Consider the following 21,225-nt stretch of genomic DNA (forward strand, 5'->3'; position numbering starts at 1 on the left):
TCAGATGAATGGTTCGCTTCGAGCGGTGGTATCAGGTGCCGGGATGATCGGTGCCGTGCACGCGGCCGCGATCCGTGCGAGCGGCGGAGAGCTCGCCGGAGTGGTGGCCTCGACCCCCGAGCGCAGTGCGCGGGTCGCCGAGGAGTGGAACGTACCCGGCCGCTACCCCGACTTCGCGGCGGTGCTCGCCGACGACAGCGTATCGGTCGTCCATGTGTGCACCCCGAACGCACTGCATATCGGCCAGGCCGAGGCGGCACTGCGCGCGGGCAAGCATGTGATCTGCGAGAAGCCGCTCGCCACCTCTGCCGCCGACGCGCAGCGGCTGACGAGCCTGGCACAGGAGACGGGGCTGGTGCTCGCGGTCCCCTTCGTCTACCGCTACCACCCGCTCGTCCGGGAGCTCCGGGACCGGCGGCTGCGTGGCGAATTCGGCGCCTGGCAGTTGCTCCACGGCAGCTATCTGCAGGACTGGATGCTGTCCGAGGAGGCCATGTCCTGGCGGGTCGATCCGGCCGACGGCGGCCCCTCCCGGGCGTTCGCGGACATCGGATCCCACTGGTGCGACCTTGTGGAGTGGGTGGCCGGAGTCCGCTTCACCGAACTCACCGCGAGGCTCGGCACCACCGTTCCCACCCGGCCCGCCGGCACGGGCGCGAGCTTCGCGACCAGGGGTGGTGGCCCACGGGTGCGGGTGCGCACCGAGGATGTGGCGACCGTACTGCTGCGCACCGACGGCGGCGCCCTGGCCACGCTCACGGTTTCCCAGGTGTCGGCCGGCCGCAAGAACCGGCTGTGGTTCGAGCTGGACGGCGCGCGGGGCAGCGCGGTCTTCGACCAGGAGAATCCCGAGACCGTATGGCTCGGCGCGCCGGACGGAGCACGGGTGCTGTTCCGGGACCCGGCCCAGGGATCGGCCGAGCAGCGACGGCTCTCACGGCTCCCCGCCGGCCACGCCCAGGGCTACGCCGAATGCTTCACCTCCTTTGTCTCCGACGCCTATGCGGCCATCCGCGGGGATGCGCCCGAGGGATTGCCCACCGGAGCGGACGGTGTCCGCTCGGCACGGATCGTCGAGGCCGTGCTGACCTCCTCCGCGTCGTTGACCTGGACCGATGTCGACCCCACAGAGATAGCCCTGGAGGCCACCGCATGAAACTCGGCATGCTCACCGCCTGTCTGCCCCATCTCTCCCTGGCCGAGATCGCCGCATGGGCGAGCGAGGCGGGATATGAGGCCCTGGAGGTCGCGGCCTGGCCACGCACCGGAGGCCGGGACTTCGAGGCCGCGCACCTGCCCGTGGCCGGTTTCGGCCAACGCGACGCCGAGGAGATCCGGGGGCTGTTCGAGCGCCACCGCCTCGACCTCTCGGCCCTGGCGTACTACGAGAACAACCTCCACCCCGACCCTGCGCGCCGCGCGGAGATCCACGCCCATCTCAAGGCGGTCATCGACACCGCGGCGGCCCTCGACGTCCCGTACGTGGGCACCTTCGTGGGCCGCGACTGGACCCGGCCGGTGGCGCCCAATCTGGAAGAGGCCGAGAAGGTCTTCCCGGAACTCGTCGAGTACGCGGGGGAGAGGGACGTCCGCCTCATCATCGAGAACTGTGTGATGGAGGGCTGGCACCCGGACGGCTGTCCGGGCAACCTCGCCTATTCGCCCGAGCTGTGGGAGTGGATGTTCTCCCTCGGGCTGTATCTGAACTGGGATCCGTCGCATCTGACGTGGATCGGTGTCGATCCGGTGCAAACCATCGCGCCTTACGCGGACCGGATCGTGCACGCCCAGGCCAAGGACCTCCAGATCCTCCCCGGAAAGGTGGACCGCTACGGGTTCTTCGGCAAGGCGGTCCAGCGGGAGGACCCGTGGGACACCGGCTGGTGGCGCTACCGCGTGCCCGGCCGGGGCCAGGTCGACTGGAGCGCCGTCGTGGACGCCCTCTACGAGCACGGATTCACCGGGACCCTCTCGGTCGAGCACGAGGATCCGGTGTGGGGCGGTACCGAGGAGAAGGTCAAAACCGGCCTGGAGATCGCCCACCGCACCCTGCGCCCGCTGATCGTCGCCTGACGACCGCCTGCCGCTCCCCGTACACCACCACAGCACGACCGCAGGAGACTCATGGCCCAGCACACTGCACGGCACCGCATCGGGATTCTGGGCGCCGGCAACATCTTCGGCCGCTATGCCGAGGGACTGCGCACCTTTCCGGAGCTCGACGTGATCCGGGTGGCCGACGTCGACCCGGCCCGCGCGGAGCGTGCCGCGGCCGAATACGCCATCCCGGCCTGGGGCGGTCCCGACGAGCTTCTCGAGGACGACGCCGTCGAGATCGTCATCAACATCACCCCGCCGGCGTTCCACGCGAAGACCGTCATCGCGGCGCTGGAGGCGGGCAAGCACGTCTACGTCGAGAAGCCGCTCGCGGCCACCGTCGAGGAGGCCCGCGAGGTCCTCGACGCCGCCGAGCGCAGTGGGAAGCTGCTGGGCTCGGCCCCGGACACCTTTCTCGGCAGCGCCGTGCAGACCGCCCGGCACGCGATCGACACCGGCCTGATCGGCGAACCCGTCGGCGCCACCGCCTTCGTCCGGTCCAGCCGTTCCGAGACCTGGCACCCGGACCCCCGGGCCTTCTACGGCCGGGCGGCGGGCCCGTGCTGGACATGGGCCCCTACTACCTGGCCGCGCTCGTCAACTGCCTCGGCCCGGTCCGGCAGGTGTCCGCCGCCACCCGCGTCGGCGCGAAGACCCGCGAGGTCACCAGCCCCGAGCGGGTGGTCGACGAGATAACCGTCGAGGTCCCCACCCACGCCTCGGCCGTGCTGACGTTCGCCTCCGGGCCCACGGCGTCAGACGCCGGTCCTGGCTGTCGTGGCGCGCGACCGGGCGCGCGGGACGGCGGCCGCACGGGCGCGCAGCCGTTGCAGCGGGGTGGGCGGCAGTGCCCGCGCGGCCCCCCGCGCGTAGTACCGCTCGACATAGAACTGTCCCGCGCTCAGTACGGTGGTGACCGCGATGTACCAGAGGGTGGCCACCATGAGCAGCGGGATGACCTGGTAGCTCTGGTTGTAGACCAGTTGCACCGAGTACAGCAGGTCGTGCACGGCCAGCACGCTGACGATGCTGGTCCCCTTGAGCGTGCCGATCAGCATGTTCCCCGCGGTCGGCACGATGGAACGCATCGCCTGCGGAATGACGATCCGGCGCAGTGTGCGCCGTCTGCCGAGTCCGAGTGCCTGGGCGGCCTCGGTCTGGCCGGAGTCCACGGACAGGATGCCGCCGCGTATCACCTCGGCGGCGTAGGCGGCCTCGTGCAGGGTCAGCCCGATGACGGCGGTGAGGGTGGGGCCGAGCAGATTGACCGTCTTGACGGTGACGAACTGCGGGCCGAAGGGGAGGCCGAGGCCGAGTGTCGGGTACAGAGCGCCGATGTTGAACCAGAACAGTAGCTGGACCAGCAGCGGCGTGGAGCGGAAGATCCATACATAGCCCCAACTCAGTATGGACAGCACCGGGTTGGTGGACAGCCGCATCACCGCCAGCGGGATGCCGAGCAGGAAACCGAGCACCATCACCGCGCCGGTCAGCCACAGGGTCAGCAGCAGTCCGTCGAGTACGGCGCCGGTGGTGAAGTACCGGCCCACCACGTCCCACTGGAAAGCGTCATTGCGCACAACGGAGTTGACCACCATCGCGAAGACCAGGAGCGCGGCGGCGGCGGTCAGCCGGCGGCCGATGCGTCGGCGCGGCACGATCCGCGGCAGGTCGCCGGGACCGGGGGCGCCCGTCTCGGGGCGCTTGTCGACGGGGACGGGCACCGCGTCGGGTGCGGTGGTACGGGAAGGCGTGGCCATCGGGAGGCTCTCCGGGTGAGGGGGGCACGGGCGTCGGCGACAGCCCGGTGGTACGCGCACACGGACACCCGAGAAGGCGGTACGCGGGTACGGTGCGGCCGGGCTCGGCGTCATCACGCTCACCGCGTCCCTCAACGCGGCCGGATGGGCCTCCGCGCGCGGCGGGCCCGTCCGTCGTCGATCGTAAGTACCCAGCGCATGCATCTGTCAAGCACACATGGGAACCGGTGAACACGTGGGAACCGGTCAACGCCGGTCCGGTATGCGGGCGGTGGTTGACGAGAAGCGTTGTGTACTGCCTAATTGCTCCCATGAATACCGAGCAGCGTCTGGTCACCCGTGGCCACATCGACTTCGGTCGGGTGTGGTCGGCCGCTTGTCGCGCCTGACTCGGCAGCGGGCTGTCTGACCGGCCCTTCCCTCCCTCGGTGACCCCGTCGCGGGCCGAGCTCTCTCGTCGTATCGCCGCTGAACGCGGGCGCTGACCCGCGTTCGGACACGGCTCTGCGAGCGCCCGGACACACGCTGCCGCCACCCCTTCTCCCGACGCCCCGGCGTCGTCACGCCCGCTCCAGCCAGTGACATTTCCCCTCTGCCGTCCTGTACGGCCATGCGAAGGGCCGTTCCGGCCTGTCCGCGTGCTCCTCCCTGTCCTCCCGAAAGGCCATTCCCATGCCCGTGGAATTCCTCGGCATCGCCGCGACCCATGACGGTTCCGAGACCACCGCACGCTCCGGTGGCGCATTCGACAAGGAGTACACACTCCGGCTTGCCAGGGCCCACGAGGACCATGGCTGGGACCGGGTGCTGTTCGCCTACGGATCCGGATCGCCCGACCCCGCGCCGGCCGCCGCGTACATCGCGAGCAGGCTGGACAGGCTCCAGATCCTGCTCGCCCACCGGCCCAACGTCTCGTATCCGACCTTCGCCGCCAAGACCTTCGCCACTCTCGACCAGATCAGCGAGGGGCGGCTGACCGTGCACTTCATCACCGGCGGCAACGACCACGAGCAGGGCCGTGAGGGCGACACGCTCACCAAGGACCAGCGCTACGCCCGCACCCGCGAGTACATCCAGATCGTCAGGAAGATCTGGACCACTCACGAGCCCTTCGACCACGAGGGCGAGCACTACCGCTTCCGTGACTTCGTCAGTGACGTGTTCCCGGCCCAACAGCCCCGCCCGGACATCTCGTTCGGCGGATCGTCCCCCGCCGCGTACGCCGCGGGAGGCGCCGAGGCCGACATCTACTGCCTGTGGGGCGAGCCCCTGGAGAAGACCGCCGAGCAGATCGAGGCGGTGAAGGCCGCCGCGAAGGCCGCGGGCCGTACCGACGTCCCGCGCATCCAGGTGGCGTTCCGCCCGATCATCGCCCCGACCGAGGAACTCGCCTGGGAGAAGGCCCGCCGCACGGTGGGCGCGATCGAGGCCCGCAAGGCGAGCGGCGAGTCGGTCACCAGGCGCCACACCGGGCAGGCACATCCGCAGAACTCCGGCTCACAGCGGCTGCTCGCCATCGCCGAGGCGGGGGAGCGCTACGACCGCGCGCTGTGGACGCCGACCGCCGCGGCGACCGGTGGGGCGGGCAACTCCAATGCCCTGGTCGGCACCCCCGAGACGGTCGCCCGGGCCCTCCTCGACTACTACGACCTCGGCGTCGACATCCTCTCCGCCCGCGGCTACGACCTGCTGGGCGACGCCATCGACTTCGGTCGGCACGTGATCCCGATCGTCCGTGAGGAGGTCGCCAAGCGTGATGCCGAGCGTGCGGCGCGTGGCGTGCAGACCCTGGCCGCCGTACACCGATGACCTCCGTCGCACGGCCACCCAGGTATTCCCATCGCCGCCACCACGGCGCAGAACGGAAAGGCCCCCTGCTGTGAACCACCCCGGGACCAGAACTCGGCCGCGCGTCGCCGCGCTGACGCTGCTGTCACTCCTGGCGCTGACCGCATGCGGTGGCTCCGGTGGCACGGACAGCACAACGCCGGCGGGAGCCCAGGCCTCTCCCGCGCCGACCGACGACCCGGTCGCCGCAGTACGGAAGGTGGACTCCGTCGCCGCCCTGCTGCCCGCCGACGTCGCCAGGTCCGGCACCCTGAGGATGGGCAGCTCGATCGGGGCTCCGCCGGGCGCGTACTACCCGAACGGCCCGGACAAGAAGCCCGCGGGTCAGGACATCGACATCGCCGACGCGGTGGCCAAGGTACTCGGCGTCAGGCTGGAACGTCAGGACGCCTCCTTCGAGACGATCCTGCCCGCCCTCGGCAGCGGCAAGTTCGACGTGGGCACCGGCAACTTCGGCGTGACCGCCGAGCGTCTGAAGACCATCGACTTCGTCACCTATATCAACGACGGCCAGGGCTTCGCGGTAAAGAAGGGCGGCACGGCGCTCAGCCGGAAGGTCACCGATCTGACCGAGCTGTGCGGGCTGACCATCGGCACCGGGGCCGGCACCACCTTCGAGGCGACCCTCACCCGGCAGAAGGGGGTGTGCGCCAAGGTCGGGAAGAAGCCGTACGACGTGAAGGTCTACGCGGAGAACGGAGCCGTCCTCACGGCCCTGCAGCAGGGCCGCATCGACGTCGTGATGTCCACCATCAACGGACTGCGGTACCAAGCGGCCCAGTCCGCCGCCCATACCTCCTTCCTCGGCGAGTACCACCGCCTCGACGTCGGTTTCGCCTTCAAGAAGGGCTCTCCGCTCACCCGCGCCTTCCGGGCCGCCGTGAACGAGTTGATCGAGAACGGCATATACGCCCGGATCCTCGAGAAGTGGGGCACCAGCGCCTCCGCGATCGACGCGTCGCGGATCAACCCGCCCGAACACACCCAAGGGTGAGCAAGGACCCGACGATGGGAGCCTCACGATTCTGTCGAGGGCGAGGCGGAACGTGATGCCGGCGCGCGCGTTGTGCCGCTCCACGGCGAGCCGCGCTCCGCGCTCCTGCGCGACGGCGCAGCCGAAGCGCACCGCTTCCCTGATCACGATCACAAGCCCCCTTGAAACCACCGGCTCACGATGCGTCCGCCGTGCTGCTCAGCGGTAACCGGCGTGACATGACAGCCGGTTACCGATCACATGGCACAGCCGTACTCCACCCGTCACCCGCCCGGCACAGACCTGGCACCGAGCCGGCCCCAGCGGATCCCGCCGGAACGCCGATGAGCCGCGGCGACGCGTTTCCGCGCGCCGGGCGAGAACGTCATCGAGGCCCGGTCCGGATCTCCAGTACCACCTTTCCCCAGGGGTGGCCGGTTTCGACCGCCCGGAGGGCGGACGGGGCCTCGGCGAAGGGGAAGATCTCCCGGACGTGGGGATGGAGCCGGCCGTCCTGGACGCGGTGGGCGAGCTCACCCAGGGTCTCCGCCCGGTTGGCGCGGGACAGCGGCCGGGCGCCGAAGCGGGCCGCGGTGTCCGGACCGGCGACGGTAAGGACACGGCAGCCAGGGGACATCAGGGCGGAGACCGTGTCCAGCGCGTCGCCGCCCACCAGGTCCAGCACGGCATCGGCCCCGTTCGGAAGCGCGGCGGCCAGCCGGTCCGCGGTGTCATCGCTGTCGTACGGAACGGGCGTGGCACCCAGGGACGCCACGAAATCCCGCTTCGCGCGGGACGCGGTTCCGACCACCGACACCCCCTTTGACGCGGCGAGTTGGGCCGCCGCCACTCCCACCCCGCCCCCGACGCCCAGGATCAGCAGGGTCTCCCCGGCGGTCATGTCGAGCCCGCGCACGGAGTCGTACGCGGTCCCCGCCGCCACGGGGAGGGCCGCCGCATCGGTGAAGGACAGCCCCTCCGGCTTCGGGATCGTGAAGTCGGCGGTCAGCACGGCATGCGTCGCGTAGCCACCGCAGCCACGCGCACTGCTGCCGAACACCGCGTCCCCCACGGCGAACCCCGCCACTCCCGGGCCGAGGCCCACCACCACCCCGGCCGCCTCGCGCCCGAACACCGCCGGGAGGTCGAGCGGAAGGAACGACCGGTGCGTTCCCTCGCGCACCTTCCAGTCGACCGGATTGACGCCTGCCGCGTGGACCTCGATCAGCAGTTCCCCCGGACCGGGGGAGGGGAGTGGAAGGTCCAGGAAGCGCTCCACGTCCGGGCCGCCGTATGCCGTGAATCCGTAGGCGTTCGTCACGGTCGTCATTCCGCCCCCACGGACTTGAGGTTCCGGCGCTGCTCCCGGCGTTCCCGCTGGCGTGCCGGGTCCGGTACGGGGGCGGCGAGCATGAGCCGCCGGGTATAGGGGTCCCGCGGGCCGCTGGTCACGGCCGCGGCCTCCCCCGTCTCCACGATCCGGCCGCCGTACATCACGGCCACGCGATGACTGACACACCGCACCACCGACAGATCGTGGGTGATGAACAGATAGGCCACGCCGGTGCGCTCCTGGATCTCCACGAACAGTTCCAGGACCCGCGCCTGGGTGGACAAATCCAGCGCGCTGACCGGTTCGTCGCACACGATCAGCCGCGGGTCGCGGCACAGGGCCCGGGCGATCGCGACACGCTGGCGCTGCCCGCCGGAGAACTCCCGCGGCAGCCGGTGCGCGGCGTCGGCCGGCAGCCGCACCTGGTCGAGCAACCCGCTGACCCGCTCCTCGGCCGCGGCGCGGGAGGTGCCGGAGACCAGCAGGGGCTCGGCGAGGATGTCGCCCACGGTCATCGCCGGGTTCAGCGAGGTGTAGGGGTCCTGGAAGACGACCTGGATCTCGGCGCTGAGCGCACGCCGCTCGCGCGCGCTCAGCCGCGAGATCGCCCGGCCCGCATAGCGGATCTCGCCCTCGGCCACCGGGGCGAGTCCGAGCACCGCACGCCCGAGCGTCGTCTTGCCCGAGCCGGACTCGCCGACCAGCCCGACCGTCTCACCTGGCCGGATGTCCAGGGAGACGCCGTGCAGGGCCCGGAACGGCCGACCGCGCCGGCTCTTGGCGGCGTACTCCACCACCACGCCGTCGACTTCGAGCATGTTGCCGGGGGCCGGTGTAGGTGTCGGTGTCGCTGTGGTGCTCATACCGTCTCCTGGAGGGGTCCGCCCGTCGCGGGAGTTCGCAGGGGGGCGCGGGGCGGGGCGTCCTCCAGCGTCGAGTCCAGCAGCATGCGGGTGTACTCGTGCCGCGGCTCGGCGAACAGCTTCTCGGCCGGGGCGGTTTCGACGACCTGGCCGGTGCGCATGACGACCACGCGGTCGCAGATGTCCGCGACCACCCCGAAGTTGTGCGTCACCAGGATGAGCCCCATCTCCCGCTCCTGCTGCAACTCCCGCAGCAGGTCCAGGACTTCGGCCTGGACGGTGACATCCAGCGCCGTGGTGGGCTCGTCCGCGATCAGCAGCTCGGGGTCGCAGGAGACGGCGCCCGCGATGAGGACCCGCTGGGCCATGCCGCCGGAGATCTGGTGCGGATAGGCGTGGTAGACGCGCTCCGGCTCGGCGATGCCGACCCGTTCCAGCAGGGCCAGGGCCTTCTCCCGCGCCTCCCGCGCGGTCAGCTTCAGATGCGCCCGCATCGGGTCGGTGAGCTGGGTGCCGATGCGGAAGGCCGGGTCGAGGTTGGACATCGGCTCCTGGGGGACGTAGGCGATGCGGCAGCCGCGCAGCGCGTTCCGCTCCTTACGGCCGAGCCCCCGCAGATCGCGGCCGTCGAAGCTGAGCCGGCCGGCCTCGCTCCGGCCTTCCGGGGGCAGCAGCCCGAGGATGGCGAACGCCGTCTGGCTCTTGCCGGAGCCCGACTCGCCTACCAGGCCGACCACTTCACCGCGGCGCACGGTGAGCGACACCCCGTCCACCACGGTGCGCTCGCCGTCGCGGGTGGCGTAGGTGACCCGCAGGTCCTCGACGGCGAGGAGGCTGTCGTCGTCGGCCGGACCGGGTGTGCTCGCCGGGGCCGCCGCGGGGCGTGGGCGCCGCCGGGCCGCCGGGCCGGGCGTGTCCAGGAGCGCGTCGCGCAGGGCGTTGGCGAGCAGGCCGAGCGTCGCCACGGTGATCACGATCGCCAGGCCGGGGGCCACCAGCATGGTGGGCTTGGTGTACAGATTGGCGAACGCCTCGTTGAGCATCGCGCCCCAGCTTGCCTGCCCGGCCGAGCCGAGGCCGAGGAATTCGATGCCCGCCTGGATGACGACGGCCACGCCGAACATCTGCGCCGACTGGATGATGGTGGGTGCCTGCACCACCGGCAGGATGTGCCGCCGCACGATACGGGCGTCGCCGAGTCCGCTGACGCGGGCGGCGTCGACGTACAGCTCCTCGCGCACCGAGGTGACGGAGGCGCGCACGAGGCGGAAGACACCGGGGGCGAGGATGAGGCCGAGCACCGCCATCGTCGCGTTGGTGTCGGGGCCGATCGCGGCGATGGAGACCAGCAGCACCATGATGGCGGGCGCGGCCATGACGAGACTCGCCACCCAGCTCACGACGGCGTCGAGCCGGCCCCGGTAGTAGCCGGCGAGCAGCCCGGCCGGAACACCGATCAGCAGGGCGACCACGACGGCGATGAACCCGCCCAGCAGGCTGACCCGGCCGCCGTACAGCAGCCGTGCGAGCACATCCCGTCCGACGCTGTCGGCGCCGAGGAGATGACCGCCGCCGGGCGGGGCGAAGGCGTCGTCCAGGGTGGAGCGGGTGGGACTGGCCGAGGTGAGCAGGGGCGCGAACGCACTGGCCGCGACGATGAGCGCCAGCAGGACCAGGCACACCACCGCCACCCGGTTGTGCAGCAGGCGGCTCAGCGGATGGCCGCGTCGGCGGGCGGTGCCCGGCGTGGAGTCGGGTGTGCCGCGGGTGTCGCGGCGTGCGGATTGCGTCATCGGACACGAACCTTCGGATTGAGCCAGCCGTAGGCGAGGTCCACCAGCAGGTTGACCGCCACGACGATGAGGACGAGGTAGACCACGACGCCCATGACCAGCGGCGTGTCGCCGTTGACGGTCGCCGTCACCGCGGCGGAGCCCACTCCGGGAAGTCCGAAGACCTTCTCGATGACGACGGCGCCGCCCACCAGGGAGATGAACTGCAGGGAGAGCACGGTCAGCGCCGGGGGCGCCGCGTTGCGCAGCACGTGCCGGAAGAGCACCCGCCGCTCGCTCATGCCCCGGCTGCGCAGGGTGCGCACGAAGTCCTGGCGCAGTACGTCGATGACCGAGCCGCGCACCTGCTGGGCGGTGGCGGCGATGGCGCCGATGGCGAGCGAGACGGCGGGGAGGGTGATGGACTGGAGCCAGCCGGAGGGGGAGTCGGCCAGCGGCACGTATCCGGTCGCCGGGAGCCAGCGCAGTTGGACGGCGAGGGTGGCGGAGAGCATCAGCGCCATCAGGAAGCTCGGCACCGCGTAGCCGACGATCGCGGTCGCCTGCACCACGCGGTCGAGCCAGCCACGCCGTACGGCGGCGGCGACACCGAGCACCACGCTGAGGACGGTGGCCAGCAGAAGTCCGCCGACCACGATGGACAGGGACACCGGTGCCTTGAGCACCAGGCTTTCGGAGACGGAGTCACCGCCGAACCAGGAGGTCCCGAAGTCGCCCCGGACCGCGTGGCCCAGCCACTGTCCGTACTGGGCGATCCACGGCCGGTCCAGGCCCAACTCGTGTTTCTTCGCGGCGATTTGTGCGGGCGTCGCCATATTGCCGGCGATGTTGCGCGCGGCGTCGGTCCCGGTGAGGCTCATCATCGCGAACGCCGTCGTCGCGAGCACATAGAGGAGCACCAGGCCGGCCGCGACGCGGCGCACGAGAAAGGTCAGCATCGCGTTCTTTCCTTCTGCGTCGGCGGATGCGGGATCTGTCGCGGACGGGGCGGGGCGGTGCGCGGTCCGCTCCGCCGTCGCGTCAGCCGGCGGGAGCCATGTCGTAGATCGGTACCGCCGAGACAAAGTCCCGGGGCGTCACCTTGATCTTCTTGGAGTTGCCCTGGACGGCGTCCAGCACATCCCAGGGCGCGTTGAAGGCGTGGTCCTGCAGATAGGCGTTGATCTCGCGGAACGCGGCGGTCTGCGCCGCGCCCTGGGCCCTCTGCGCCTTGTCGATCATGGAGTTGAGCTTGGGGTCGAAGTCCTTGGCGGGGTTCCAGGCGGCGCCCTTGGCCAGCTCGGACTGGATGAGGTCCCAGGGCTGGCCGGACTGCAGCTTGAACCACGACATCGCGTACTCGCCGGACTGGAGGGCCGTGAACAGCCGGGTGAACGGGATCTTGTCCACCTTGACCTTGATGCCGATGTCCTCCAGGGCCTGCGTCATGACCACCTGCTGGCCCGGCGCGACGGAGGAGACATCGGGCATGGTGACGGTGAAACCGTGGGGATAGCCCGCCTCGGCGAGCAGCCTTCTGGCCTTGGCCGGGTCGTAGGCGTAGTTGCTCTCGAGAGATGTGTCGTACCAGGCGCTGCCGGCGGTCGCCATCTGCGAGGTGGCCGTGGCGTAGCCGAGGTTGAGCTTCTTGACGATCGACTCCCGGTCGAAGGCGTAGTTCAGTGCCTGGCGCACCTTCACCTTGCCCAGGGCCGGCACGATCCTCCCGGTGCGGTCCCAGATGTACAGTCCCTCGACGCTGTCGGCGTGTCCCCGCACCTCAAGGCCCCGGCTCTTGGCGTGCTGGGCGGTCTGCGGGGTGATCCGGGCCCAGTCGACCTGCCCGCCGAGCAGGGCGTTGAGGCGTGCGGTGGGGTCGCTGATGTTCTTGATGACGATCTTGTCGAAGGGGTATGCCTTCCTGTTCCAGTAGTGCCGGTTGCGGGTGAAGGCATACGTGCTGCCGTTCGTCGTGGCGCCCTTGTCCAGGACGTAGGGGCCCGAGCCGACCGGACCGCCCTTCGCCGCCAGGTCCTTCGGGCCGGCGATCATGCCCGAGGGGTCGCCGAGGTTCACCACGAGCTGGGGGTCGGGCGCCGACAGGTGAATGGCCACGGTCCGGGGGTCCACGGCCGCCACCGAGTCGATGGCGCGCAGCTTGCCGGCGGCCTCGTTGGTGCCTTCCTTGTTGTGGAGCAGGCTCTTCCGCACCGCGGTCGCGTCCAGCGCCGTACCGTCGGTGAACCGCACGTCCTTCCTGAGCTTCATGGTCAGCACGGTGCGGGCGCTGTCGTAGGACCAGGAGGTCGCCAGGTTCGGCCGGGGACGGGCCTTGGAGTCCAGCCGGACCAGCGAGTCGAAGACGGGCTCGTAGTACTGGATGTTGTCGCCCAGGGCCGCGGACGCCAGGTCCCAGCCGGTGTGGGCGTTGCCGATGGACAGCGTCAGCGTGTCGTCTCCGGTGGCGGACGCCGTGGTGCCGGCGCCACCGCTGCACGCCGGCACGGCCACGAGGGCGAGGGCCGCCCCTGCCATGACCATTCTTCGCATGTCGTCCTTCTGTTCTCGGGTGCCGCGCTCAGTGCTGCCGCTTGGCCCACTCGCCGCAGAGCCGGACGCTCTCCTCGGGGGTGGCCTGGGCGCCGCGGTCGACCTCGATCACCAGCCAGCCGTCGAAGTCGGCGGGCAGCGCGGCCAGGGTGGCGGGGATGTCGACCGAGGCGTGGCCGGGCTCGGCCCACAGACCGGCCAGCACGGTCTGCTGGTAGGTCCATGCCTCGGCGCGGCCTCGTTCGGCGATGTCGGCGTGGAAGTCCTTGATGTGCAGGGCGGTGACCCGGTCGGCGTAGTCGCGGATGAGGCCGATGACATCGGCACCGGCCCAGCCGAGGTGGCCGATGTCCGGGCCGAAGGAGAGGACGTCCGCGTCCACGCCGTCGAGGATGAAGCGGGTCTCCTCCTCGGTCTCCGCCCAGGTGCCGATGTGCGGGTGGAACGCGGCGGTGACGCCGTTGGCCTTGGTGGTCTCGCCCATCCGGGCGAACACCTCGCGCACCCGCTCCAGCCGTTCGGGAGTCGCCTCGGCGCCCACGGCCGGGCGGTGCACCCGGGGGGCCTGCCTGTTCATCCCGGTGGCCACGAAGACCGTGGTCAGGCCCAGATCGGCCATCTGGGTGCTGACGCGGTCGGTCTTGTCGAGCAGTTCGCGCAGGCCGCTCTCGTCCTCGGGGAGGGGGCCGGAGATATAGCCCGGGGCGGGCGCCAGGCCGTGTTCGCCGAGCAGCCGGCCGTATTCGGTGGCGGACATCTCGGCGGGCACGTCCGCGTGGACGGCGGCGATACCGGCCTCGCGGATGACCTTGAGGCGCTCGGGCAGGGCCGGTGCCAGGGCGGGGTCGATCCAGCCGTCGTCGGTGGCGATCCACTGCAGGGGGTTGATCGCGATCCTGTCGTGGCGGATGGTCATGCGGGTCCTCTCGCGGGGTTCGGGCGTGGTGGGGCGGGCGGGTGTCAGGCGGTGAAGAGGGCCTGGGGGCGCTCACATGAACTGGTCAGCGTCACGGACCGGCTCTGCTGGGCGGAGCCCTCCAACGAGCAGAGAGTCTCCAGGACATGGAAGGCGAAGGCGGCGTTGGCGCGGTGCGGCCCGCCCTCGACGGCGTTGGCGAGGTCGCGGACGCCGAGCCCGCGGCGGGCCTGCTCGCGGGTTCCGACGGCGCCGAAGAGTTCCAGGGCCGGTTCCAGGACGGTCCATTCGCCGTCACCGTGCCGCCGGACCCGCACATCACCGTCGAAGTGGTTCGGGTTGGCCAGCGACAGGGTGCCCTCGCTGCCGTAGATCTCGATGTACGGCAGGTCGCTGTCCCAGACGTCGAAACTCATCTGGGTCGTGGCGATGACACCGGAGGCGAAGGTGACCACGGCGCCGGTGTGGGTGGGGATGGTGACGTCGATGGTCTCGACGGTCCGTCCGGGTGCGGTGACCGTGCGCTGGGGCACGCCTATGCGGCCGGCCGCGGAGATGGTGGAGACGGGGCCGAGGCAGTTGACGAGGATGGCCACGTAGTACGGACCCATGTCCATCACGGGGCCGCCTCCCGGCTGGAACAGGAAGGCCGGGTTGGGGTGCCAGGTCTCGGCCTTGCTGTGCCCGATGAAGGCGGTGGCGCCGATGGGCGTGCCGATCGAGCCCGAGTCGATCGCCTTGCGCGCGGTCTGAGCGGCGCTGCCGAGGAAGGTGTCCGGCGCCGATCCGAGGACGCGCCCGGTGCGGGCGGCCGCCGCGAGGACGGCTTCGCCGTCGGTGACCGTGGTGGCCAACGGCTTCTCGACGTAGACGTGTTTCCCCGCTTCCAGGGCCGTGATGACGGTGCGGGCGTGGTGGACCGGCGGCGTCAGGTTGATGACGATGTCCACCGAGTCGTCGGCGTACAGCTCCGAGTCGTCACCCCAGGCCGGGATGGCATGCTCGGCGGCTGCCTGCTTCGCTCGTGCCACATCGATGTCGCCCACCCGCACGATCTCCAGCTCCGGGTAGCGGGCGAGGCCGGTGACATACCGGCCGAAGATGTTGCCGCTGCCCAGGATGCCGATGCGATGGGTCTGTTTGGCCATGGCCGGGGTTCCTCTCCCAGGGAGTGATGCGTGGGGTGTTCAGGTATGCGAGTGATCGACACCTTTGTGTGGAGTGTCGGTGTCTCGTCGGGTTGGCGAGTATTCAAGGGCCCCGGGGCGGCCGGGACGAGATGAACAGTCCGCTCAGTGGAACGCGGGCCGATGTGTTTTCCGCGGTGCTCCACGTGTGTTGTGGCGGGTCACGCTTGAGAAAAGGGCAGGCCAGGGCGGTGTGCGCGGGTCGCGTACGGTCGCGGCACGGGTGCCGCGGAGACGGGCCGCGCCTCGTGGAGCGGTCCACCGCCGTTGACTTCGGGAACTGGGGTTGCTAGAGGACGGCCCTCTTCTGGCGGTTGAGTGGGGCGTGTTCGCCTCGCCCAACACCTTCGTTTAGTTCGGTTACCTCGAACAAGAGGCAGTTGTTAATTTTCCTTGCGAACTAATAACGTCTTAAAGGAAGGCTGGTCGCCGGTGATCCACGACGGCTAGGTTGAGGAAATGCGTGAAGATGACGGTCGTTCCGCCGACCGGGCACTGCTGCCCGCGGTCCCCGTCGGACTGCGCAGAGTGCTGGACCTCGTGGTGGCCGGTGAGGCGACGAACCGTGCCGAGATCGCGCGGCGCAGTGGTCTGGCCCGCTCCACCGTCGGCCAGCAGGTGGACCAACTCCTCGGCCGCGACATCCTGCAGGAGCTGGAGTCCGGCGAATCGGTGCGCGGGCGGCCCCCGCGGCTGCTGACGCTGAGCCCGCGGGCGGGAACCATCGCCGTCGCCGACGTCGACAACCTGGAGACGCGGATCGCGATCGCCGATCTCGGCGGTCGTATCCTCGCGCGGGACACGGTGCTCGTGCGGATCGACGCGGGGCCGGAAACGGTCCTGGAGCTGGTGTGCGACCGGCTGTTCGCGCTGCTGGAGCGGTCCGGTTGCGATCCGGACCGGGTCCGCCAGGTGGTGATGGGGCTGCCGGCCCCGGTGGACCCGTGGCGCGGCTCCCCGCTCAGGCCCAACGGCATGCCCGGCTGGGACGGCTTCCCGGTCGCCGAACGGCTGCGGACCCGGTTCCGCGCCCCCGCCCAGGTCGACAACGACGCGAACCTCATGGCCCTCGGTGAGGCCGTGCACGCCCGGGCCGAAACCCCGGTGCTCTGCCTCAAGATCGCTACCGGGATCGGGGCGGGCCTCGCCACCGCGGAGGGCAGGATCTACCGCGGCGCGGACGGCGCGGCCGGCGATGTCGGCCACATCCGGTCCCTCGGCGGTGGCACCGCCCTGTGCACCTGCGGCAATGTCGGCTGTGTGCGGGCCATCGCCTCGCACCGCGCCGTACTGCTGAACCTGGGCATCCCCGAGTCCACCGAGGAGGACCCGCTGCACGGGGTCCACGAGCTCGCGGAGCGCGTCGCCAACAACGACCCGCCCGCCGTCCGGGCCCTGCGGCAGGCGGCCACCGAGATCGGCGAACTCGCCGCCATGCTCGTCTACATGTTCAACCCCCGCACCCTCGTCCTCGGCGGGCCGCTCAGCGAACTGCGCGACGACCTGCTCTCCGGGGTGCGGGCCGTGGTGTACCAGCGCGCCCTGCCGCTGGCCACGCGGAAGCTGACCATCACCACCACGCAGCTCGGCGCCGCCTCGGCGCTGCACGGTGCGGTGGCCCTCGCCACCGGGGACGTGTTCAGCGAACGTGGGATAGCCCGGCTGCTCGTCGACTGAGGGCTACGGGCTGGGGGCCACAGACCGAGGATGGGGACTACGAACTGGGGCTACGGCTCGGTGCGGTATGCCTCGATCACCGAGAGACGGGTGGTGACGGCCTCCGACGCGGTCCGCAGCGCCGCGAGCGTACGGGGCACGTTCTGGCGTGCCGTGGGGGCGACGACCGACAGCGCGCCCAGGTAGGCGCCGTCCCGCGGTCCGCGCACGGGCACGGCCACGGCGGAATAGCCGAGCCGGTGTTCCTCGCAGTCGGTGGCGTAGCCCTGCCCCTGGATGCGGACGAGTTCGCCCGGGAGCCGGTCGGCGGTGAGGGTGCGGGCGGTCATCCGGCGCATATGGGGGGCCAGCCGCGCCAGCGGGTACTGCTCGGGCAGCAGGGCCAGGGTGAGCTTCCCCGGGGCCGTGCTGTGCAGTTGGAGCAGCCGTCCGCCGATCGAGGCACCGGCCCGGTTGCGGTGGCGGCCCGCGTTGTCGATGCACAGCAGCTCGCTGCCGTTCGGCACGGACAGGCTCACCGGACTGTCGAGGGCCTGCGCGAGGTTTTCCAGGGCCGGCCGTGCGGCGTGCCGCAGGGTGCGCTGCCGGGGCGCGCGCAGCCCGATCGCGTACAGCAGCAGGCCGAGCCGGTAGTCCGAGCCGTCCCGCTCCAGCATCTCGCAGGCGACGAGATCCTGGCAGAGCCGGTGCACCGTGGCCTTGGCGACCCCGGTGCGCGCCGTCAGCTCCGTGAGGCTGAGGGCGAGATCGCCGTCGCCGAAGGCGGACAGGATCAGCCCGACCTTGCCGAGGACGGACCTGGGAGACCGCCCGTCCGGCCCGGCTTCCTCGCCGTTGCCACGAGGTACCGCTGCAGTCGTCACGACATGCCCTCCTCGCCCGCTGATGTGCCTCGACCAAGGACACCATTAGTTCTGAGGATGGACAATATAGAGATTTTTTTGCCTGGTAGGAATGGTGTGAGTGGTCAAAATCCGGTGGGGGCCACCGGCTGGAGTGCCACGTCCGGTGTGCTCACCGGCCTCCCACCAGAGCGGTGTCGGCACCCAGCGGGCCGACCGCGCCGGCGCCACCGGGGGTGCCCAGTGGGGCGTCCCGGCCGGGCAGGACCTCCTCGAAGAACCGACGGTTGTCGGCGCGGTGCTCGGGATCCGCCTTCCGGTCCACGGTGATCGCCTGCTCCGGGCAGGCGACCTCGCAGGCGCCGCAGTCGATGCACTCCACCGGGTTGATGTAGAGCTTGCGCTCGCCCTCGTAGATGCAGTCGACCGGGCACTCCTCCATGCAGGACCGATCCATGATGTCAACGCAGGACGCGCCGATGACGTAGGCCATGTCAGTTCTCCTTCTCGGTGGAATGCCCGGGGAACAGCGCCGCCTCCGGGTCGATGACCGTGGCGGCGTTGTTGACGGCCGTGGCGGCCTCGCCGAAGCCGACGGAGATCAGGCGCACCTTGCCCGGGTAGTCGGTGATGTCGCCGGCCGCGAAGACGCGGGGGAGGTTGGTGGCCATGTGGGTGTCCACGGCGATCCGGCGTGCCTGAAGGGTGAGGCCCCAGTCCCGCAGCGGGCCGAGGTCGGCGATGAAGCCGAGGGCCGCCACCACGGTCTGCGCGGGGAGGCGCGTGGTGTCCTTCGTCACGCGGTGGCGGATCTCGACCTCCTCCAGCAGCGCACCGCCGTACACGCCGCTGACCTCGGAGTCTGTGAGGATCTCGATGCCGAGTGCGCGGACCTTCTCCACCGACGCGCGGTGGGCGCGGAACCGCGCGGTGCGGTGCACCAGCCGGACCGAGCGCGCCATGGGGGCCAGCAGGGCCGCCCAGTCGAAGGCGCTGTCGCCACCGCCGACGACCACCACGTCATGGCCGGCGTGGGCGGTGGGGTCGGGCACGAAGTACACCTGGCCGCGGCCGAGGAAGTCCTCCCCGGCCGGCAGCGGGCGGGGAGTGAAGGTCCCCACGCCACCGGTGATCACCACCGCCCCGGCCCGTACGGCCGTCCCCCGGTCGCTGCGGACCACGGGCAGGCCGTCGTCGTAGGACAGCTCCGTCGCGCGGTGGCCGAGAAGATAGCGGGTGCCGTGTGTCTCCGCCTGGGCGACCAGGTTGTCGACCAGGTCGCGACCGCGGACCGAGGTGAATCCGGCGATGTCGAAGATCGGTTTCTCCGGGTACATCGCGCTGATCTGGCCGCCCCGCTGGGGCAGCACATCCATCACGGCGACACGCAGCCCGCGGAAGCCCGCGCAGTAGGCGCCGTACAGGCCCGACGGACCGGCGCCGATGATCAGGATGTCCGTCTCGACCACCGCCGCGTCCTCCGCGGCGACCGGCTCAACGTTGAGAACGCTCATGGAAAAGGAGCGTAGGCAGGTCCGGATCACGGTCCAATGGAATCGGTCCGCCTGCCGGGACACGGCGAGGAACCGGTGGCGCCGTGACACCGCGGCCCGGACACGCGGGAGCGGTGGAACCCAAGGCCCCCCGTCAGCCTTGGGTTCCACCGCTCCCGCGGGTCCGGACGAGCCGGGCCCTCACCCGGCGAGCGTCACCTCCACCGTCCCCGTGACGCACTCGGAGCCGTCGGCCTTGAGGATGCGCGCGTCCAGCCGGACCCGCGCGCCCTCGACCGAGGACACTGTCGCGGCCCAGGTCAGCCGCTCACCGGCCACCGCCGTGGCCACATTGCGCCACGCCACCGACTCCAGCCGGGCGCCCGGCCCGGCCCACTCCAGGGCGTGCCGGCTGAGCGTCTCGCCGTGCAGCGTGGACTGCACGACCGTGTCGGGAAACCCCTCCGACGCCGCGAACGCGGCGTCGTAATGGATCCGGTGCGCGTTCCACGACACGGCGCTGAAGCGGAAGAGCTGCACACTGGTGTGGGCGTACCGGCGCGGCGGACACTCGGTCCCGGCAGCGGGCGCCGTCATCGGTCACCTCCGGTGGCGTCGAGCACCACGATCGTCTCGTCCACGGACGTCAGCTCGCTCCCGTCGGGGGCCAGGAACCGGGTCCGGACGCCCAGGAGGACGAACTCACCGGACCGTCCGTGTTTGTGCCGCGCGGAGACGACCGCACGGGCCGCCGTGATCCGTGTTCCGGCCACCGGGGGCCGGACCAGGCGCACCGACTGGCCGCCGTGCACCTGGCGCACCGCGAGACCCTCGGTGCACGGTGACTCACGCTGGGCGAGGCCATCCGGCCGCAGTTCGTCCTCCGGCGGGCCGTCCTCCCAGCTCATGGTGGCCGCGAGGAACAGGTCGGGCGCCTCGACGGGCCGGCCGTCCGCTTCCAGGGCGCGGGCCCGGCGGAGGTACTCGCCGTCGTTGAGGGCGGCGGCGTAACGGCAGAAGTCCTTGACCGTTGGGGTGCCGCAGTCCTCGTCCCGCCACTGGTCGATCAGCTCCCGCGCCCGCGCCAGCACCTCTTCCAGCGCGGGGGAGGACACGACGGGCGCCGTCACAGCGCCGACCTCAGCGAGCGGCTGATGCCAAGGCCCGCCGTACGCAGCGCGCTGGCATGGGCGATCGCGTCCACCCGGTAGGTCGGCGCCGTGATCGAAAGGGCCCCGGCGAGGGTGTTCTGCCGGCCGAAGACCGGGACCGCCATGCTCATATAGCCGAGCCGGACCTCCTCCGCCTCTGTGGCGATGCCCTGCTCGTGGACCCGGTCCAGTTGGGTGCGCAGCCGGCCCGGCGAGGTGATGGTGTGGCGGGTGAACGGCTTGAGGCCGCTCCTGACCACCTCGCCGAACAGGCTGCCGGGGGAGTGGGCGAGGATCGCCTTGCCGGTCGCCGTGCAGTACAGCGGAAGCCGCCCCGCCACCCGCGACTCCTCGCTCAGCCCCCGGTGGGGGAGGATCTTCTCCAGGTACACCACGTCCAGCCCGTCGTGGATGGCGAAGTGGATGGTCTCCCGCGTGGCCAGCAGCAGATCCTCCATATACGGCTGGGCCACCTCCCGCAGGATGCGCTGCCGGCGCACCCGCTGCCCGATCTCGAACAGGCGCAGTCCGAGCCGGTAGTTGCAGCCCGCCCGCTCCAGCAGCCCCCATGCGACCAGCTCCTGGGACAGCCGGTGGACGGTCGCCTTCGCCACTCCCGAACGGCGCACCAGATCGGCGAGCGAGAGCGAGTCGTCGTCGGCGGTGAACGCCTCCAGGATGGACCGGACCTTGCCGAGGACGGAGTTCATCGGGTCGGGACAGGTTCTGACGGCTTGGTCGATGGGGACTACGGTCATGGCAG

General features: G+C 70.9%; 20 protein-coding genes. 6 read left to right on the forward strand and 14 right to left on the reverse strand.

Features of this window, described 5'->3' with window-relative positions; all coding sequences use genetic code 11:
- Window positions 1-4 precede the first annotated feature (4 nt).
- Genes STRVI_RS19385 through STRVI_RS19395 form a run of 3 tightly spaced genes read left to right on the forward strand, consistent with a single transcriptional unit; the run spans window position 5 to window position 2,793 of the window.
- Window positions 5-1,156 carry a Gfo/Idh/MocA family protein gene (locus STRVI_RS19385; protein ID WP_014057374.1) on the forward strand — a complete coding sequence of 384 codons (1,152 nt, stop codon included), beginning with the start codon at window positions 5-7 and terminating at the stop codon, window positions 1,154-1,156.
- Window positions 1,153-2,073 carry a sugar phosphate isomerase/epimerase family protein gene (locus STRVI_RS19390; protein ID WP_014057375.1) on the forward strand — a complete coding sequence of 307 codons (921 nt, stop codon included), beginning with the start codon at window positions 1,153-1,155 and terminating at the stop codon, window positions 2,071-2,073. The genes STRVI_RS19385 and STRVI_RS19390 overlap by 4 nt, the downstream gene beginning before the upstream one ends.
- Window positions 2,074-2,124: 51 nt before the next feature.
- Window positions 2,125-2,793 (forward strand): Gfo/Idh/MocA family protein, encoded by a 669-nt coding sequence (locus STRVI_RS19395; RefSeq protein ID WP_014057376.1) that lies wholly within the window; start codon window positions 2,125-2,127, stop codon window positions 2,791-2,793.
- A 59-nt stretch (window positions 2,794-2,852) separates the two neighbouring features.
- On the opposite strand, the gene STRVI_RS19400 is transcribed toward STRVI_RS19395, so the two are convergent.
- A complete protein-coding gene (locus STRVI_RS19400) occupies window positions 2,853-3,857 on the reverse strand; it encodes an amino acid ABC transporter permease (protein ID WP_014057377.1) in 1,005 nt (334 codons plus the stop codon).
- Between the two features lie 672 nt (window positions 3,858-4,529).
- On the opposite strand from STRVI_RS19400, the gene STRVI_RS19405 reads away from it, so the two are divergent.
- Entirely contained in the window at window positions 4,530-5,666 is a 1,137-nt protein-coding gene (locus STRVI_RS19405) for an LLM class flavin-dependent oxidoreductase (protein WP_014057378.1), read from the forward strand.
- Window positions 5,667-5,736: 70 nt separating this feature from the next.
- The gene (locus tag STRVI_RS19410; protein WP_014057379.1) at window positions 5,737-6,699 is read left to right on the forward strand and encodes an ABC transporter substrate-binding protein; all 963 of its coding nucleotides are present in this window, start codon (window positions 5,737-5,739) and stop codon (window positions 6,697-6,699) included.
- A 364-nt stretch (window positions 6,700-7,063) separates the two neighbouring features.
- Here the strand turns inward: STRVI_RS19410 and STRVI_RS19415 are convergent, their stop codons facing one another.
- From STRVI_RS19415 to STRVI_RS19445, 7 genes are all read right to left on the reverse strand, one after another.
- The gene (locus STRVI_RS19415) at window positions 7,064-8,008 is read right to left on the reverse strand and encodes an NADP-dependent oxidoreductase (protein WP_014057380.1); all 945 of its coding nucleotides are present in this window, start codon (window positions 8,006-8,008) and stop codon (window positions 7,064-7,066) included.
- The gene (locus tag STRVI_RS19420; protein ID WP_014057381.1) at window positions 8,005-8,874 is read right to left on the reverse strand and encodes an ABC transporter ATP-binding protein; all 870 of its coding nucleotides are present in this window, start codon (window positions 8,872-8,874) and stop codon (window positions 8,005-8,007) included. Before STRVI_RS19420 ends, STRVI_RS19415 begins: the two co-directional genes overlap by 4 nt.
- Window positions 8,871-10,667 carry a dipeptide/oligopeptide/nickel ABC transporter permease/ATP-binding protein gene (locus STRVI_RS19425; RefSeq protein ID WP_014057382.1) on the reverse strand — a complete coding sequence of 599 codons (1,797 nt, stop codon included), beginning with the start codon at window positions 10,665-10,667 and terminating at the stop codon, window positions 8,871-8,873. Before STRVI_RS19425 ends, STRVI_RS19420 begins: the two co-directional genes overlap by 4 nt.
- On the reverse strand, window positions 10,664-11,605 hold the full coding sequence (locus STRVI_RS19430) for an ABC transporter permease (RefSeq protein ID WP_014057383.1): 942 nt from the start codon (window positions 11,603-11,605) through the stop codon (window positions 10,664-10,666). Before STRVI_RS19430 ends, STRVI_RS19425 begins: the two co-directional genes overlap by 4 nt.
- Window positions 11,606-11,687: 82 nt before the next feature.
- Window positions 11,688-13,196: an ABC transporter substrate-binding protein gene (locus STRVI_RS19435; protein WP_014057384.1), complete on the reverse strand. Its 1,509-nt coding sequence runs from the start codon at window positions 13,194-13,196 to the stop codon at window positions 11,688-11,690.
- A gap of 28 nt (window positions 13,197-13,224) precedes the next feature.
- A complete protein-coding gene (locus tag STRVI_RS19440; RefSeq protein ID WP_014057385.1) occupies window positions 13,225-14,112 on the reverse strand; it encodes a sugar phosphate isomerase/epimerase family protein in 888 nt (295 codons plus the stop codon).
- A gap of 44 nt (window positions 14,113-14,156) precedes the next feature.
- Window positions 14,157-15,260 (reverse strand): Gfo/Idh/MocA family protein, encoded by a 1,104-nt coding sequence (locus tag STRVI_RS19445; RefSeq protein WP_014057386.1) that lies wholly within the window; start codon window positions 15,258-15,260, stop codon window positions 14,157-14,159.
- A 498-nt stretch (window positions 15,261-15,758) separates the two neighbouring features.
- Between STRVI_RS19445 and STRVI_RS19450 the strand changes: the two genes are divergently transcribed.
- Window positions 15,759-16,976: an ROK family protein gene (locus tag STRVI_RS19450; protein ID WP_014057387.1), complete on the forward strand. Its 1,218-nt coding sequence runs from the start codon at window positions 15,759-15,761 to the stop codon at window positions 16,974-16,976.
- A gap of 50 nt (window positions 16,977-17,026) precedes the next feature.
- On the opposite strand, the gene STRVI_RS19455 is transcribed toward STRVI_RS19450, so the two are convergent.
- The 6 genes from STRVI_RS19455 to STRVI_RS19480 all read right to left on the reverse strand — a co-directional run bounded on the left by STRVI_RS19455 (window position 17,027) and on the right by STRVI_RS19480 (window position 21,220).
- Complete coding sequence (locus STRVI_RS19455; RefSeq protein ID WP_014057388.1) at window positions 17,027-17,839, reverse strand: IclR family transcriptional regulator; 813 nt, start codon at window positions 17,837-17,839, stop codon at window positions 17,027-17,029.
- Window positions 17,840-17,990: 151 nt separating this feature from the next.
- Window positions 17,991-18,311, reverse strand: coding sequence for an indolepyruvate ferredoxin oxidoreductase subunit alpha (locus STRVI_RS19460; protein WP_014057389.1), 321 nt, complete (start codon window positions 18,309-18,311; stop codon window positions 17,991-17,993).
- A gap of 1 nt (window position 18,312) precedes the next feature.
- Window positions 18,313-19,332: an NAD(P)/FAD-dependent oxidoreductase gene (locus STRVI_RS19465; protein WP_014057390.1), complete on the reverse strand. Its 1,020-nt coding sequence runs from the start codon at window positions 19,330-19,332 to the stop codon at window positions 18,313-18,315.
- Window positions 19,333-19,512: 180 nt separating this feature from the next.
- A complete protein-coding gene (locus STRVI_RS19470; RefSeq protein ID WP_014057391.1) occupies window positions 19,513-19,908 on the reverse strand; it encodes a MaoC/PaaZ C-terminal domain-containing protein in 396 nt (131 codons plus the stop codon).
- Window positions 19,905-20,441: a MaoC family dehydratase N-terminal domain-containing protein gene (locus STRVI_RS19475; RefSeq protein ID WP_014057392.1), complete on the reverse strand. Its 537-nt coding sequence runs from the start codon at window positions 20,439-20,441 to the stop codon at window positions 19,905-19,907. The genes STRVI_RS19470 and STRVI_RS19475 overlap by 4 nt, the downstream gene beginning before the upstream one ends.
- Complete coding sequence (locus STRVI_RS19480) at window positions 20,438-21,220, reverse strand: IclR family transcriptional regulator (protein ID WP_014057393.1); 783 nt, start codon at window positions 21,218-21,220, stop codon at window positions 20,438-20,440. Before STRVI_RS19480 ends, STRVI_RS19475 begins: the two co-directional genes overlap by 4 nt.
- Window positions 21,221-21,225: the final 5 nt, after the last annotated feature.

Source organism: Streptomyces violaceusniger Tu 4113, assembly GCF_000147815.2.
GTDB lineage: Bacteria > Actinomycetota > Actinomycetes > Streptomycetales > Streptomycetaceae > Streptomyces > Streptomyces violaceusniger_A.

Bases quoted from the DNA above. Each gene is read 5' to 3' on its own strand.
- STRVI_RS19385 (WP_014057374.1), top strand. From the start codon at position 5: ATGAATGGTTCGCTTCGAGCGGTGGTATCAGGTGCCGGGATGATCGGT.
- STRVI_RS19390 (WP_014057375.1), top strand. From the start codon at position 1,153: ATGAAACTCGGCATGCTCACCGCCTGTCTGCCCCATCTCTCCCTGGCC.
- STRVI_RS19395 (WP_014057376.1), top strand. From the start codon at position 2,125: ATGGCCCAGCACACTGCACGGCACCGCATCGGGATTCTGGGCGCCGGC.
- STRVI_RS19400 (WP_014057377.1), bottom strand. From the start codon at position 3,857: ATGGCCACGCCTTCCCGTACCACCGCACCCGACGCGGTGCCCGTCCCC.
- STRVI_RS19405 (WP_014057378.1), top strand. From the start codon at position 4,530: ATGCCCGTGGAATTCCTCGGCATCGCCGCGACCCATGACGGTTCCGAG.
- STRVI_RS19415 (WP_014057380.1), bottom strand. From the start codon at position 8,008: ATGACGACCGTGACGAACGCCTACGGATTCACGGCATACGGCGGCCCG.
- STRVI_RS19420 (WP_014057381.1), bottom strand. From the start codon at position 8,874: ATGAGCACCACAGCGACACCGACACCTACACCGGCCCCCGGCAACATG.
- STRVI_RS19425 (WP_014057382.1), bottom strand. From the start codon at position 10,667: ATGACGCAATCCGCACGCCGCGACACCCGCGGCACACCCGACTCCACG.
- STRVI_RS19430 (WP_014057383.1), bottom strand. From the start codon at position 11,605: ATGCTGACCTTTCTCGTGCGCCGCGTCGCGGCCGGCCTGGTGCTCCTC.
- STRVI_RS19435 (WP_014057384.1), bottom strand. From the start codon at position 13,196: ATGCGAAGAATGGTCATGGCAGGGGCGGCCCTCGCCCTCGTGGCCGTG.
- STRVI_RS19440 (WP_014057385.1), bottom strand. From the start codon at position 14,112: ATGACCATCCGCCACGACAGGATCGCGATCAACCCCCTGCAGTGGATC.
- STRVI_RS19445 (WP_014057386.1), bottom strand. From the start codon at position 15,260: ATGGCCAAACAGACCCATCGCATCGGCATCCTGGGCAGCGGCAACATC.
- STRVI_RS19450 (WP_014057387.1), top strand. From the start codon at position 15,759: ATGCGTGAAGATGACGGTCGTTCCGCCGACCGGGCACTGCTGCCCGCG.
- STRVI_RS19460 (WP_014057389.1), bottom strand. From the start codon at position 18,311: ATGGCCTACGTCATCGGCGCGTCCTGCGTTGACATCATGGATCGGTCC.
- STRVI_RS19465 (WP_014057390.1), bottom strand. From the start codon at position 19,332: ATGAGCGTTCTCAACGTTGAGCCGGTCGCCGCGGAGGACGCGGCGGTG.
- STRVI_RS19470 (WP_014057391.1), bottom strand. From the start codon at position 19,908: ATGACGGCGCCCGCTGCCGGGACCGAGTGTCCGCCGCGCCGGTACGCC.
- STRVI_RS19480 (WP_014057393.1), bottom strand. From the start codon at position 21,220: ATGACCGTAGTCCCCATCGACCAAGCCGTCAGAACCTGTCCCGACCCG.